The organism is Providencia alcalifaciens, assembly GCF_915403165.1.
In the GTDB taxonomy this organism is placed as follows: Bacteria; Pseudomonadota; Gammaproteobacteria; order Enterobacterales; family Enterobacteriaceae; genus Providencia; species Providencia alcalifaciens_C.
The window spans coordinates 1,837,900-1,853,266 of record NZ_OU659204.1; the positions used below are offsets into that span (position 1 = coordinate 1,837,900).

The 15,367-nt window shown below is 40.3% G+C and carries 12 protein-coding genes and 1 pseudogene; 12 read left to right on the forward strand and 1 reads right to left on the reverse strand.

All coding sequences use genetic code 11. The features are described 5' to 3' along the window. Positions 1 to 8 precede the first annotated feature (8 nt). The 12 genes and pseudogenes from LDO73_RS08495 (at position 9) to LDO73_RS08550 (ending at position 14,994) form a co-directional block, all read left to right on the forward strand. Positions 9 to 1,934 (forward strand): ATP-dependent DNA helicase, encoded by a 1,926-nt coding sequence (locus LDO73_RS08495; protein ID WP_224061017.1) that lies wholly within the window; start codon positions 9 to 11, stop codon positions 1,932 to 1,934. Between the two features lie 103 nt (positions 1,935 to 2,037). Continuing rightward, positions 2,038 to 2,733, forward strand: a complete 696-nt coding sequence (gene tsaB, locus LDO73_RS08500; RefSeq protein ID WP_224061018.1) for a tRNA (adenosine(37)-N6)-threonylcarbamoyltransferase complex dimerization subunit type 1 TsaB — start codon at positions 2,038 to 2,040, stop codon at positions 2,731 to 2,733. Between the two features lie 220 nt (positions 2,734 to 2,953). Next, positions 2,954 to 3,556: a Slp family lipoprotein gene (locus LDO73_RS08505; RefSeq protein ID WP_224061019.1), complete on the forward strand. Its 603-nt coding sequence runs from the start codon at positions 2,954 to 2,956 to the stop codon at positions 3,554 to 3,556. Between the two features lie 81 nt (positions 3,557 to 3,637). Further along, positions 3,638 to 4,294, forward strand: coding sequence for a hypothetical protein (locus LDO73_RS08510; protein ID WP_224061020.1), 657 nt, complete (start codon positions 3,638 to 3,640; stop codon positions 4,292 to 4,294). A gap of 195 nt (positions 4,295 to 4,489) precedes the next feature. Then, positions 4,490 to 4,885, forward strand: coding sequence for a hypothetical protein (locus LDO73_RS08515; protein ID WP_224061021.1), 396 nt, complete (start codon positions 4,490 to 4,492; stop codon positions 4,883 to 4,885). A 110-nt stretch (positions 4,886 to 4,995) separates the two neighbouring features. Next, positions 4,996 to 5,122, forward strand: a pseudogene (locus LDO73_RS08520) (transposase); the annotation flags it as partial. Positions 5,123 to 5,390: 268 nt separating this feature from the next. After that, positions 5,391 to 7,079, forward strand: coding sequence for a long-chain-fatty-acid--CoA ligase FadD (gene fadD / locus LDO73_RS08525; RefSeq protein ID WP_224061022.1), 1,689 nt, complete (start codon positions 5,391 to 5,393; stop codon positions 7,077 to 7,079). Positions 7,080 to 7,206: 127 nt separating this feature from the next. Then, positions 7,207 to 8,328, forward strand: coding sequence for a ribonuclease D (gene rnd / locus LDO73_RS08530; RefSeq protein WP_224061023.1), 1,122 nt, complete (start codon positions 7,207 to 7,209; stop codon positions 8,326 to 8,328). A gap of 518 nt (positions 8,329 to 8,846) precedes the next feature. After that, complete coding sequence (locus LDO73_RS08535) at positions 8,847 to 9,599, forward strand: Slam-dependent surface lipoprotein (protein WP_224061024.1); 753 nt, start codon at positions 8,847 to 8,849, stop codon at positions 9,597 to 9,599. A gap of 79 nt (positions 9,600 to 9,678) precedes the next feature. Continuing rightward, positions 9,679 to 11,112 (forward strand): surface lipoprotein assembly modifier, encoded by a 1,434-nt coding sequence (locus tag LDO73_RS08540; protein WP_224061025.1) that lies wholly within the window; start codon positions 9,679 to 9,681, stop codon positions 11,110 to 11,112. Between the two features lie 18 nt (positions 11,113 to 11,130). After that, positions 11,131 to 14,163 (forward strand): TonB-dependent receptor domain-containing protein, encoded by a 3,033-nt coding sequence (locus tag LDO73_RS08545; protein WP_224061026.1) that lies wholly within the window; start codon positions 11,131 to 11,133, stop codon positions 14,161 to 14,163. 51 nt (positions 14,164 to 14,214) lie between these two features. After that, positions 14,215 to 14,994, forward strand: coding sequence for a TonB family protein (locus LDO73_RS08550; RefSeq protein ID WP_224061027.1), 780 nt, complete (start codon positions 14,215 to 14,217; stop codon positions 14,992 to 14,994). A 74-nt stretch (positions 14,995 to 15,068) separates the two neighbouring features. Here LDO73_RS08550 and minE read toward each other — a convergent pair whose 3' ends face one another. After that, a complete protein-coding gene (minE, locus tag LDO73_RS08555) occupies positions 15,069 to 15,365 on the reverse strand; it encodes a cell division topological specificity factor MinE (RefSeq protein ID WP_224061028.1) in 297 nt (98 codons plus the stop codon). Positions 15,366 to 15,367 lie beyond the last annotated feature (2 nt).

Genomic DNA, 15,367 nt, shown 5'->3' on the forward strand with positions numbered 1-15,367 from the left:
GGTTCGTAGTGTCTAACGACTTTTCAGAAGATGGCTTTCTAGCAAAAACAATTCCCGGTTTCCAACCTCGAGCGGCGCAGGTCACCATGTCTGACGCAGTCACTCAATCCATTGAGCAGCAGCATGTGCTGGTGGCTGAAGCGGGGACAGGAACAGGGAAAACCTACGCTTACCTTGTCCCTGCATTACGTAGTGGCAAAAAAGTGATTGTCTCTACGGGGTCGAAAGCCTTGCAAGACCAACTTTATCACCGCGACCTACCAACGATTATCGATGCGATGAACTACACAGGTAAAACGGCGCTTCTAAAAGGTCGCTCAAATTATCTGTGTCTTGAAAGGTTAGATCAGCAATCCCTCGGTGGAGGTAGCCTAGAGCCGGAGATCCTCACAGCGGTTGTGAGATTACGCAGTTGGTCCATCGAATCAGAATTGGGGGATACCAGTACTTGCCATGATATTGCTGAAGATAGCCCCGTTTGGCCGTTAGTCACTAGCACCAACGATAACTGTTTAGGCAGTGATTGCCCCCGCTACCAAGAGTGCTTTGTACTCAAAGCTCGTCGTAAAGCCCTTGATGCCGATGTGGTAGTTGTTAACCATCATCTTTTTATGGCTGATAGAGTGGTGAAAGATACGGGTTTTGGGGAGTTGATCCCCCAAGCTGATGTAATGATCTTCGATGAAGCTCATCAAATTCCTGATATTGCAAGCCAATATTTTGGTCAGCAACTCAGTAGTCGGCAACTGTTAGATTTAGCGCGCGATATGATAATGACGTATCGTACAGAGCTAAAAGACCAAGCCCAATTGCAAAAAAGTGCCGATAGGCTGACGCAAAGCACACTGGATTTTCGTCTTAACTTAGGGGAAAACAGCTTTAGAGGGAATTTACGGGAATTACTGAAATTATCCGAAGTTCAGCGAGCGTTAACGCTGTTGGATGATGCACTGGAACTCTGTTATGAAGTCATCAAAACGTCATTAGGGCGTTCCCAAAGTTTGGATTCTATTTTTGAGCGCGTGACGATTTACCGCAACCGTCTTAACCGCTTAAAAGATGTCACCATACCGGGTTATAGTTACTGGTTTGAGAGCTACGGACGTCACTTTTTATTAGCTTTAACACCACTCACTGTCGCTGATAAATTCAGTGAAATGATTGCCAGTACGCCGGCTAGTTGGGTGTTCACATCAGCAACTCTTTCTGTTAACGAAAAACTGAGCCACTTTACTGACAGATTAGGACTCAATTGCGCGAAAACGTTATTGCTCGCAAGTCCGTTTGATTATGAAAGCCAAACTTTGCTGTGTGTGCCTCGCTTTTTACCGGAACCTAATCAACGGGGGAGCGCTCAAAAGCTCGCCAATATGTTACGCCCGTTAATTGAAAAAAACCGAGGTCGCTGCTTCTTTTTATGTACCTCTCATTTAATGATGAGGGAATTAGCTGAAGAATTTAAAGCGTCGCTGACATTGCCCGTGCTTATGCAGGGGGAAAGCAGTAAAAATAAATTGCTGGCACAGTTTATTGCGGCAGGAAATGCCGTTTTGGTGGCTACGAGTAGTTTCTGGGAAGGGGTTGATGTCCGAGGTGATGAACTGACCTGCGTGATCATCGATAAACTCCCGTTTACTGCACCGGATGACCCGTTATTACGCGCTCGGATTGAAGATTGTGAACTTCGAGGCGGAGACCCATTTGCCGATGTTCAACTGCCTGATGCTGTCATCACATTAAAGCAAGGGGTTGGACGCTTGATCCGCGACACAAAAGATTACGGCGTGATTGTGATTTGTGACAATCGACTCGTAACACGCCCCTACGGAGAGGTATTTTTGCGAAGTTTACCACCTTCGCCACGTACACGAGATCTGAATAAAGCGATTGAATTTTTGGCAACAAAGCGCGCGGAAGCGACTGAGAAACACTAATTTTATGCAATCCAGTGGGCAGTTTATGCTAAGATACCGCCCATCTTTCAGGTTGCCGTCATGAGGCGACAACAAAAAAACTAATATTTGCCGGAGTTTAGGCATGTCGAGTCGTATTCTAGCTGTTGATACAGCCACTGAAGCTTGTTCTGTCGCATTACTGTGCGACGGTGAAATTATTTCGCGTTTTGCAATCTCTCCTCGCGAACATACCCAAAAAGTATTACCGATGGTAGAAGAAGTACTGGCGCAAGCAGGCATTAAACTAAATCAATTAGATGCACTAGCATTTGGACGTGGACCGGGTAGCTTTACTGGGGTTCGAATTGGTGTGGGCATTGCTCAAGGCTTAGCGTTGGGTGCCGATTTACCCATGATCGGTGTTTCCTCGCTGATGACGTTGGCACAAGGGGTATATCGAACTACGGATAGCTCCCGTGTGTTGGTGGCGATTGATGCACGAATGTCCGAAATATATTGCGCTCAATACCAACGCGATGAGCAGGGATTTTGGTTAGGTGAAGAAACTGAAGCTGTGATGCTTCCTGCTGATTTCAAAGCAAAATTTACCAAAGTACAAGAGCAGTGGAGTTATGCTGGAACAGGCTGGGCTGCTTATCCTGAATTATTAGAAGGCTCATCATTAAGTGACAGCCTAATCACGCTACCTGCAGCTCAAGATATGCTACCTATTGCAGAGCAGCTGTGGCAGGCAGGAAAAGTGACTGCGGTCGAGAATGTCGAACCGACTTATTTGCGTAATGAAGTGACTTGGAAAAAATTACCAGGTCGGGAATAAATAGAATCGATATCATTTTTGTCGAATGAAAAATAGCTATCCGCATAAAGCCGATAGCTATTTTTTTTAATCTAAGACATAGAATCGGCGTCTAATTGAGCTATTATTTAATAAATAAGCATTAATAAAAATTGGATTGCACATATAATGTGATAAGGAATAGCAGCAGTTTTAATACGTACTATCTCACTTTATAATGACTACTAATTGGAGGTGGTAAATGAAAATTCAATTTAGCTACCGCTCAGTAATGAAAACTCTATTACTTGCGGGCATATTAGCGCTGGCAGGTTGTGTATCTATCCCTCAGTCTATTAAAGGGTCGGTACCTAATCCTGCAGATAATCTTAAGTCGGTGCAAAATGCGCCGGAGATGTATATTGGTCAAGAAGCGCGTTTCGGCGGTAAAGTGCTGTCTGTCTTTAATGAGCCGAAAAGAACGCGGATTGAAATAGCGGTCATGACGTTAAATAAATATGACGCTGCACCTGAATTAAACTCACCGTCTCTTGGTCGTATCTACGCTTATATCAACGGTTTTGTTGAGCCAAACGATTTTAAAAACCGCTATGTCACTGTTGTGGGTAACATAACTGGAGAACAAGCAGGGAAAATCGGAGAGGTACCTTACCAGTATGTGACAATGAATGTCACTGGCTTCCAACGTTGGAGTATTGCACAAAGCGTGATGATGCCACCGCCTGCGGGTCCATGGGGTTACGGGTATTATGGTTCCCCATATTACTATAATCATCCTTGGGGATGGGGCTATGGATACCCTGTGGGGCCAGCTCAAGTGCAGACGTATTTAACGGAAGATTAATCAATAGTATTATTTTACTAAAAATCCTAGTTAAGCTAGGATTTTTTTTATAAAAAATCTGAGTGGGCGCTGGCTATTCAAATGAAAAGAGTAAATATAGTTTCCTTATTACTTGCATCCATAATATCTATAACTGCTTGGGCTAATTCAAGTAACGAATCGATACCATTAAAGGTCACGGCCAAACACATGACAAGTGACTTGAATTCTGCTCCATTTGGATTTAAATGGGGTGATGATTTAAATGAAGTTAAAAGCAAGCTCACAGGGCAATATGAAATAATTGAAGATCCAGAGAGATGCCCATTTACAATCGTCAAAGCGAATAACCTAGATGAAGCGATAGAAGGTACTGGGGAATATGAACTACTTATCATGCAAAAATATGATGATGTTATTTTCAGTGGATTAATAGGGATCAGCTATAAAAGTAAGCCAGCTAATATAGGGGACTATTATAGGTTTCTTCGTAAAATAACTAATAATTTAAGGCGAGAATATGGCGAGCTACAACATGCGAGAAGTATGTCTACACTAGAGCGCTATTATTTTTTTGAAGGTGAAAACCTAACGATTAACCTCACTGCGGAACAATACAAAGACACTTTTTTTATTGATTTAGAATATGCCTTTACAGGATATAGGAAAAAACTAGAAACAGAGGAAGGTTATTCTCAATACTACCGCAGTTATTCTGCCGCAGTGGAAACGTGTAAAAAACAACGAAATCAGCATTAAAATTTTCAACACTCAGCCCGCTAATATGGCAGGTTTTTATACCCGCAGTTTGCTAGGTATTGCGTCATCATCAGGCTATCATTACGGTAAATCAATCTAATATTGAGATAATAAATGAAAGTTATAACACCTTGTTTATGTTTTCTTTTTCCATTTATGAGTATTTTTTCATCTCATGTTTTAGGTGATGATGAGATGAAAAATACAACACCTGATAAAATCAAAGAATTTAAACAAAAGCAAAGCAATGATTTTAGGGAATTAAAAGAGAAGATAATTGAGAATGAAAGTAAAGGATTACCACTTTTAATTGATAGCCATACGCTGGTGACTAACGTATCACAAGATGACGATTATATTGTCATGACATATGAAGTTAAAGGTATTCCACTTCAAGTGTTTGAGAGTGATATATCAGTCGAGAATGCAAAAAGAATTCTCACAGCGAATTACTGCCAGAATGAATCTAACATGAATTTATGGCGAGCGGTTTTCTCCTCAGGGATACAACACTTATATTATATTGACGGCAAAGAAGCGATGAAAGTGGAGATTAAACCAAGTGAGTGCAATCAAGGTGTTAAAAGGTGATAAACCATTAGACTCGTGGTTAGACTGATAAAAAATTGAGGGTAGGATGAAAAGGATATTATTGTATATATTTACATGAGACTGTAATTTAAATTGTGTATTTGCATCCCGTCACTCAGATGAGCAGCCAAATTTTATCCTTTTACGCCAAAGGGGATGACCACTCGTGAAATTATCGCTACGGCCAAGAAAATGTACGACGCAGATGTTTCACCGACCTTGATTTCAAAAGTCACCGCTATCTTGCAGGCTGGCTATACAGCGGCTTCTAGTGTGTTTATAATACTGCTAATTATGGTAATAAACAGACTAAAGTTCTGGTGAATTAATCACAAGTTGAATAGGGCGGCATTGACCGCCTTATTTTTATCTCGAAGGAATGAAATTTATTTAGTGATATAGCTCCCAACCTTAACATTGTCTAATTTTCAAACTGGTACAATGAGTTAATAATTTGTTAAGGGGTTGTGTAAAATAATAACTCACTAAATTCAGGAGTAACATTTTGGAAAAAATCTGGCTAAAAAACTATCCTGCTGATGTACCTGAAGAAATAAATCCTGATGATTTCGCGTCATTAGCAGAGTTACTTGAAAATGCGGTTTCTCAATATGCGGATCAGCCTGCGTTCATAAACATGGGCGCTGTCATGACCTACCGTAAACTTGAAGAGAGAAGCCGTGCATTTGCCGCCTACCTGCAAAATGGACTGGGTCTTAAAAAAGGCGACCGAGTTGCTTTAATGATGCCAAACTTGCTGCAGTATCCCATTGCGCTGTTTGGGGTCTTACGTGCGGGTATGGTTGCGGTTAATGTTAACCCACTGTATACCCCTCGAGAGTTAGAGCATCAGTTAAATGATAGCGGGGCGACAGCGATTGTCATCGTTTCTAACTTTGCTCATACGTTAGAGAAAATCGTTTTTAATACCAAAGTTAAACACGTTATTTTAACCCGCTTAGGGGATCAGCTACCGCGCCCGAAAGCCACAATTGTGGATTTTGTGGTGAAATATGTAAAACGGTTGGTTCCAAAATACAATTTACCGGATGCCATTTCGTTTCGTCGCGCCATGCATCAAGGTTATCGAATGCAATATATCAAGCCGAATATTATTGGCGAAGATTTAGCATTCTTACAATATACTGGTGGCACGACTGGGGTAGCCAAAGGCGCGATGTTAACGCATCGAAATATGCTCGCAAATATTGCCCAAGCTAAAGCTGCGTATGGTCCTGTTTTACATTTTGGTCATGAATATGTGGTAACGGCACTGCCTCTTTATCACGTCTTTGCGCTGACCGTAAACTGCTTATTGTTTATTAGTGTGGGTGGCGTGAATCTGCTTATCACCAACCCGCGAGATGTGCCAGATACAGTAAAACAATTATCCCGCTATCCATTTACATCGATCACGGGTGTTAACACACTCTTTAATGCATGGTTGCAAAACCCTGAGTTTCAGAAGCTTGATTTTTCCCGTTTAAGGCTGTCTGTTGGGGGCGGAATGCCGGTACATAAAGCGGTTGCTCAGAAGTGGCAAGCGCTAACTGGGCGGCATTTACTCGAAGGTTATGGCTTAACGGAATGTTCGCCATTAGTTTCTGGTAACCCATATAATTTAACAGCTTATAGTGGTAGTATCGGGATACCTGTTCCATCAACCGATGTGAAGTTTTTAGATGATGATGGGCATGAAGTTCCTCATGGTACTCCTGGGGAAATGTGGGTAAAAGGCCCGCAGGTGATGAAAGGGTATTGGAATCGCCCTGATGCGACCAGTGAAACTATCGTCGATGGTTGGTTAGCCACTGGCGATATCGCCGAAATAGATGACGAAGGCTATATTCGTATTGTTGACCGCAAAAAAGATATGATTATTGTCTCTGGTTTTAATGTCTACCCGAATGAAATCGAAGATGTGATTTCCATGCATCCTGATGTTATCGAATGTGCAGCAATTGGGGTGCCAAGCGAAAGTACTGGAGAGGCGGTGAAGGTTTTTGTGGTCACCAAAAATTCAGCGCTGACCGCAGCAGATCTAAAAACATTCTGCCGCCGTTCGCTAACAGCGTATAAAGTACCGAAAATTTTTGAGTTTCGTGATGAGCTGCCAAAATCTAACGTAGGAAAAATTCTACGAAAAGAATTACGAGCCGAAGAGCAGCAAGCACGAGAAAAATCACCGTCATAGCGAGTAAGCGATGAATAGCTAATTAGGCGATGAATTAACAAAAGCAATGTGTGTAACGCCGGTTTTTACCGGCGTTACTGTGTCAATTAGATACATTTAACCAAATTATAATAAAGAGAAACTTGTTTTGAATTACCGTTTAGTCACAACAGATAGCGAATTAGCCCAAGTCTGCCAAGAGGCCAGTGATGCGCCATGGTTAGCATTAGATACTGAGTTTGTTCGCACCCGAACCTATTACCCACAGCTGGGTTTATTGCAGTTGTATGATGGAAAACAGGTTTCATTGATTGATCCGCTATTAATGACTGACTTTAGCCCATTTAAGGCGCTGTTAACCAATCCAAACCAATTGAAATTTTTGCATGCAGGCAGCGAAGACTTAGAAGTGTTTATGCATGATTTTGGTTGTGTGCCAGAACCGATGATGGATACCCAAATCGTAGCGGCATTTTTGGGGTATCCAATTTCTTGTGGTTTTGCTACGTTAGTGGCGGAACATCTGGGGGTTGAGTTAGATAAAAGCGAATCTCGCACAGATTGGCTCGCGCGTCCTTTAAGTTTGAAGCAGTGTGATTATGCGACGGCCGATGTGCTTTATTTACTGCCACTGGCTAAAATTTTGATGGAAAAAGTGACGGAAGCTGGCTATTTGGCCGATGCCCAAGATGAGTGCCAACGTGTAGTTGCCCGTCGTCAGAAAACACTCAAACCGGAAAAAGCCTATTTAAACATCACCAATGCGTGGCAATTACGTGATGAACAACTCGCGTGTTTACAGCTGCTGGCGGCATGGCGGTTGGATCAAGCAAAAGCGCGGGATATGGCGATAAATTTCGTTGTTAAAGAAGAGAATCTATGGAAAGTTGCACGTTATTTACCGAGCTCTTTAGGTGAATTGGATGCCCTAGGTTTATCTGGACAAGAAATTCGCTGCCATGGTCGTCGTTTATTAAGTATTGTCGAAGATGCGAAGAAACTGGATGAAAGCCAATATCCAGCACCGGTTGCGAATATTACTGAGCAGAGCCAATACAAAAGCATTTTTAAAGAGATTAAAGGGGTGGTGAAAGAAATCGCCGAGAATGAAAAATTCAACCCAGAGTTATTAGCATCTCGTCGACAAATTAACCAGTTATTAGCGGTACATTGGGGGCTAAAAGAGACATCCTGTCAGCCTGAACTGCTTGCTGGTTGGCGAGGCCGGTTACTGGAAGCACCATTAACCCAATTACTTAGCCAAGCGTAATCATAATAAAGGCGCAAAATAGCGATAATTTTGTGCCTTTATATCATTTTCTAAGTGTTTTTTTCTTGGGTATTTTGTTACTCATTTCAATAAGTTTTATTCTCATCCCGCCAATACTCAATATTTATTCTTCTTTAAATAATAAAGATTATTATTTAGCACCAATCTAAAAATAACACCGATATTTAATCTTAATGTCATTGTTTAATGCATTTTAATTCTGTAATCACTCTTAAAAAATAGCCAATATAAGTAAAAATAGAACTTAAAATAACCCATTACAGCGATGATTAACATTTATAGGGGGAGGGTTATTTTATAGTTTATTGAAAAATAAAAAGAAAAAATATCATTCCAATACAATGATTTTTAATTGAATTATAATTTCTCTATTTGTAAATAAAACTCATTCTCATAAAATCATTTCCAGTTTGTGGGCCCGCAAATACGTCCAAGAGCACAGAGCAAAAAGCATCATCTCCTTTTAATTTTTTATTTTCAAAATAAGGAAATTGAATATGAATAAAAGCACTAAATTTACATTAATTGCTATGTTGGTGGGGGTTTCTACTTGTGCGAGTGCGGTAACGGAATCTGCACAAAGCCAAACGTATGAGTCAGAAAGATCGGATATTCGTGTTGATGGAACGGAAGTCGTGAGAGGTCCACATGGAGGTCAGGTAGGCGATCCTGGTATTGGTCATCGCAGTATTGCAGGAGGAAAAACAATCTCATTATTAGGTCTGACTAAGATGGGAACAAAAACAGACGAAGGTGTAACAATAGTTAATAGTGGCGGACCATCAAGTCATTCAGGTATGGGTAAATTTCAGTTTGCTAAAGTAGCGGATGCTGAAGTTTATTATGGAGATTGGTCACAAACTGGAATGGAAGACGATGCTAAGCATACGGCATTCTTCTCTGGTCTCGACGCTACAACAGCAGTCCCTACCGAAGGTAAAGCAACTTACACTATCGCTGGTATCAATCAATATGATGGAGAGAAACAACTCTCTGGTACATTTGAAGCCGACTTTGGTGATAAGGATTACACGGGTTCATTACAAGGTGAGGAGTTAAAAATTGCTCTCGAGGGGCAAATACAGGATGCAGGCTCATTCTCAGGTTCAGCAATTGCCAATGATACCGTAACGGGCATGAACTATGGTCGCTTCTTTGGTGAGAATGCAGAGCATGTGGCGGGGGTCGCAGTGTTTAACAGTGACCATCAATATGATACAGCATTTGCGGGTAGCCAAACCGCAGAGTAATCTTTTTATTTAACAGTCTTTGTTTAGCAATATTGTAGTTATCAGGTAGGCAAAAGTGATTTTGCCTACCTGTATTTTTATGGAAAAAGAACAAGGAAGAGAGATGAAAAAAATAATTAATAAGATTGAAGTATTAATTCTATTATTGTTTTCTGCAAATTCATTTTCTGAACAAAATTATGGGCATCAGCAATATGAACAGATAATTGAAGTTTTAACGGAAATAAATAACACAAGGAATAAACCACCCGTTATAATCCAACTTAAAATTAATAAAACTGTCGACGACCTTGGTTTTATTCTTTATGATTTAACCAATCGGCAGCGATTTGAACAAATCGATGAGTTATTACCTGATTATCTAAATGATAAAAATCACGATAAAGGTATGGTGGATTATATTTCTGCAGAAAGAGCTTACTTTAATGGGGATTACCCATTGTCACTTAAGTTTTATTTGAAAATAGTTAATGAAAACCCTAACTCTGTGTTTTCTGAAATGAAACTGGCTCATATCTATATAAAAAATAGCTATCACCGTGAAGCATTAAGTTTATATAAAAAAATAAAAAATAAATATCGAGTAAACCTATCTGAAGAGCGAATAAAACAGATAGATAATGAAATTACAGCATTAGAAAATCGCGCTCATTGGCAGGGAAATTTCAATGCTAATTTAAAATATGATACGAACTATACCGAGGCTCATGGTAATGGTGAGCAGCAATGTAGTGCAATGTGGTGTATGCAAGGTAGCGAAATTAAATCCGGTTTGGTGTATGGCTTTTCAGGAAATACCAATAAAGTCCTTTGGCAGAATCGAGGACATTCACTGTTGGCCAGCCTTGGTGGACATGTATGGGAATACCCACATCGCTCAGCAAAACGGCGTTTTTCAAGTTATTCATCAGTAAGCTATCAGTATCTTTATGGGAATAAAAAGGTCACTTTTTCACCGATTGTAGATATTAATTGGCGAGGGCATCTGTTTGATCATTACAGTGTCGGCGCGAGTATTACGGGGGCATATTCTCCCAATAATAAAATTTATTTGCTATCCAACCTAACGTATAAAAATCAAACTTTCTTCGGAAAACGAGCATCGCGTTCAGGTTACGATATTAATTACAGTATAACGGCAATTTATTCGGTTAATCCACAATGGAGCTTATTTTCAAATTTATATGGTGGTAAAAACATTGAGCAATATAAAAGTGACAGTTATCAAGTATCAGGGTTAACCGTGGGTTCAATCAATGTATTTGGCTCGAATAAATTAATCAATAAATTAACAAGCAGCAATCATTATTTTCTTGATTTTGACAGTGCACTTAATACAAAACGACACGATGAGTCATGGGCGTTAAATAGCCAAATAACCCTATTAGGACACAAGTTTTTATCATTAACACCAACACTCTATGTTAATTACAAATTCAATGATAGCAGTGCAAAAATAAGCTATTCCTATAATAAAAGCGAAGTGGGTTTAAATTTAAGTAAAACGTTTTAGTTCGTATTGAGATTTCAAATGAAAGTAACAGCAGTGGTGGCAATGCAAGTTGTCACAGGGTTAACTATGGGTGTCATTTCACTTTCGTCTTATGCCAGCTCAAGGGAACAGGTGGGCAATATACAAGTAAAAGATAGAACAGACACTATTAAGCAACGTGACCAAAAAGGTGCGGATGACCAATATGATAAAGATGAATCCAATATTTATATTAGTAAAGAGGTGGTAGAACGTTACAAAGGAACGAATCCCGCAGATGTTCTTAATCACGGTATTGGCGTGTATAGCGGGGATGCGCGTAATAGCGGCGCGTTAGACCCGAATGTTCGCGGTATTCAAGGACAAGGGCGTGTACCCGTCACGGTAGATGGTACAGAGCAAGCTATCACTGTGTGGCGTGGCTACAGTGGGGCTAATAACCGAAACTATGTAGACCCTAATATGATCAGCAGTATTACGGTAGTAAAAAGCCCGATGTTAGACCGTGATATTCGTACTTCAGTTGGTGGCGGCGTTGCGGTTAAGACTCTCAGTATTGATGATGTTGTGCCATTCGAAGAACGCTTCGCAATAGATCTTAAATTAGAAACACAGACTAACTCAACCAAACCAAGAATTAATGAATTTACCCTTGGTACAGATTATCGTGATGATTCCGCTATTGTGGATAGCTTCGCTAACAAAGAAAAATATCAAACTCAGATTTATTATCGAGATCCAAAAGCTTCAGTCGAGCCAGATCAACCAGGAAGTTCAAATTTTTTTAATTTAAAAGACAGTGCTGTGCGAGTTGCGCTAGGATTACGCCAAGAAAAATTTGATCTACTGTTTGCCTACAGTCACCGAAATCAAGGTAACTACTTTGCTGGCCGTCATGGTGCAGACTATTTCCGAGAACCTCTTATTACCCTCGACCTTGATGACTCCAAAAAAATGGTGGATCCCAATATTCCATTTGTTGCGAATGTGTACTTACCAACCAAAGAGGTGGGGAATACCTCGAGTAATAGCGAAACTTTTCTGCAAAAAATGAATTTACAACTTTCTGAATCACAAAAAATATCCCTTGGCTATGTGCATACAAAAAGCCATTACGGGGAAATTATGCCTTCACAAATTCGTTTTCATGATTTAGCGGGGGAAATTCCCCAGTGGCCCTTAGCTAATATAAGTCTAGGATCATTTTATGTTAACTATGATTTTAAATCTGAAAAGCAGCCGTGGGTTGATCTTCAAATGGGGTACTGGCTAACGAAAACGGATTTAAATTCGAATACTGCGGGTGGATTACCTAGGGAAGCGATGGAGTTAGATTGGTCAATTAATAGTTTAAGCAGAAAAAATCCCAATATAGATGGCACGCTAGTGGATGGAATTAAGCTGAATCAAATTAATAATAGGCAAGGGTTAGTTTTATCTAATAAATTACAGTTTACTCCGAACTTTGATATGACTCTAATAGGGAATTTTATTAGGGAAGAGATTAACACTAATGACGATATATATGCACCAGATGCAACAGTCGCTAAAAAAAATACATTTAGAGCTATTCCTCGTGAAGGTAAACGTCAAGAGTACAGCGGAGCAATTAAGCTGGATTGGCGCCCCACTGATTGGCTAAATGTAAATGCGGGTCTACAGTATCAAAACTATTGGTCACGAGATTTATTAAGGGAACGTCGATTAAAAGCAAAAGACCATAACTTCGCTGTTTATCAAATTCCGCAAGCCATAAATTTCGAATATTCTCGAGTGCTTACTGAAGAGGAAGCGCGCAAAGTGAGAGAGTACGTGGACAGCAAAGGGCGTACTTTTGATGGCTATGATAAGGTTGGCAATTGGCATGACCGTAGCATTGGTACTTCTAGAATTGAGTGGTTTGTTGCCGAAGCGTTATCACTCCCTAAACATTCCCTAAAAAAAGCCGAGCACTATTATACAATCAAAGAAGAATATGAAGGGTTTCGAATCACGGGCTTTGAGTATATTAAATGGCGAGTGGATGAAGATGGTAAGTTCACGACAGAGAATAACCCATTTTATAACGGGGAAATTGATATCACGGAAGAAGTGATTGACCCGATTAGCCAGAAAAAAGTAAAAGCAATCATAGCTTACCGTTCTGCGACTAAGAGATATGAATATATTTTAGTCAACGAGGACGAAAAGTATAAAAACCCTGGTAAACGTATTAATTCCGCATGGAGCCCATCGCTTGGTGGGTCAGTCTACCTATCCGAAAATGACCGTATTTTTGCTCGTTATGCCGAAACCGTCAGAATGCCCAGCATTTTTGAAGATACGATTGGGTTTTCGGGGGCTGGTGAGGGTTCCATAAGAACACGTCCATTTAAACCAGAACGCAGCCATACTTTTGAAATCGGTTATGTGCGTAATTTACAACGTTGGTTAAACGCTGAAAATGCCGCTGATTTTAGAATCAACTATTACCATAATATTATCGACAACGCGTTTGATCGTGATGGTAATTTGGTCTTTTCACAAATGGATCAGCACCGAACGGCCGGATTAGAAGTGTTAGCTCGTTATGATAATGGACGTTTCTTTGGGGATCTAGGAATCGATTACCGATTAAAAAATGAAGTTTGTGATAACGCCTCTATGGCTTGGCTAGATCCAATCAATAAATTCAACGCTTCAGTCTGTACGGAAGGCGGTTTTCCATTAGGCTACCTTCGCACTCAGTTGCAACCTAAGTACAGCATTCACACTAATTTGGGGATGCGCTTCTTTAATGAAAGCTTGGAAGTCGGTGGGCGTATACGCTACCACGCCAAAACAGAAAATAAAGATGAAGCTAGCATGATTCATCGATTTGGACCTTTATATGCACCTTTAAACAATAACCCTATGAGTTGGAATGCGGTATTTGTCACGGATGCCTATGTTACTTATCAAGTGAATAAGAACCTGTTAGTGGAATTGTTGGCCTCTAACATATTAAACGAATATTACATTGACCCGTTGACACGTAGCATGATGCCAGCGCCGGGAAGATCCCTTCGTTTAAGTGTGACCAGTCACTTCTAAGGCTCAGCCCCAGCAAAGCAATTTTTGCTGGGGCTGATTAGGAATATCACCATGAATTATTTTCGAATTTATTATGGGTTACCGCTTTCCGGCTTATTACACGGCGCGATCATTTATTTTTGTTTTTTTGCATTTAGTTCATTGTCATTCAAGATGACTGCGCCGTTAATTTCGCCAGTGGTGACCGTCGCTTTAAGCCAATTTTTAATTGAACAACAAGTGAGCATCCCTCAAGAAAGCCAATCGGCAGTTGGAGGTGAGCTAAATGCTATTGAGGAGTTTGAATACGCAAATATCAAAGTCAGTAAGCAGCGTAGTCATCAAAACAATGCAGCAAATACAGTCGCTGAAAAAACACTTAAAGAAGTGAAATCTGAAAAGCGTAATCCTGTAAAAAACAAAACTAAACCAGAAGAAAAAGCCAAGAAAGAAAGCTCTCGGGATGATTTACAGACCCAAAGAGCAAAAGATGGAGAAAGCAAAGTAAATTCCTTAGCTGCAGGGCAGCAAGGCGATCTCTCTCATTTTTCTGATGGTGAAAATAACACCAATGCCAAACAGCGCTATTTAGACCAGATCAAACGGGAAATTGATAGCCATAAACAGTACCCGCGACGAGCACGCAAAATGCGTATGCAAGGGGATATTCAAGTTCAGTTTGATGTCACAGAGAAAGGTGAGTTGATAAATGCGAAAGTGGTGGATTCAGAAAAAAGTCAATTTTTTGAACAAGCAATATTGGATGCGATTAAGCGTTGCAAGCCACTCGGTAAGCCACCTGAAAACATGAACAGAAAAATGATATTAAAAATTAACTTCAAGTTAGATTGATACTGAAATCGATAACAAAAATCAAGCCGCTATGGCGTTATATAAATATAGCGATATAGCGGCATTGTACAATATTACTGTTCTGCTGGTTTTGCTTCTTTAACGTCTTTACCTTCTTCTGCTTCAGGAAGAGTGACGTTTAATTCGAGAACAGAAATATCATCATCTTTTTGTTCAAATTGTACGGATAACATTTCTGGGTCAACTTGAACATACTTGCAAATAACTTGCAAAATATCTCGCTTCATATCAGCAAGATAAGCTGGCTCACTATCACCGCGGCGACGTTCAGCAACGATGATTTGTAGTCGCTCTTTTGCGATATTTGCTGTCGGCTTTTTTCTCGACAGAAAGAAATCCAATAAAGCCATTA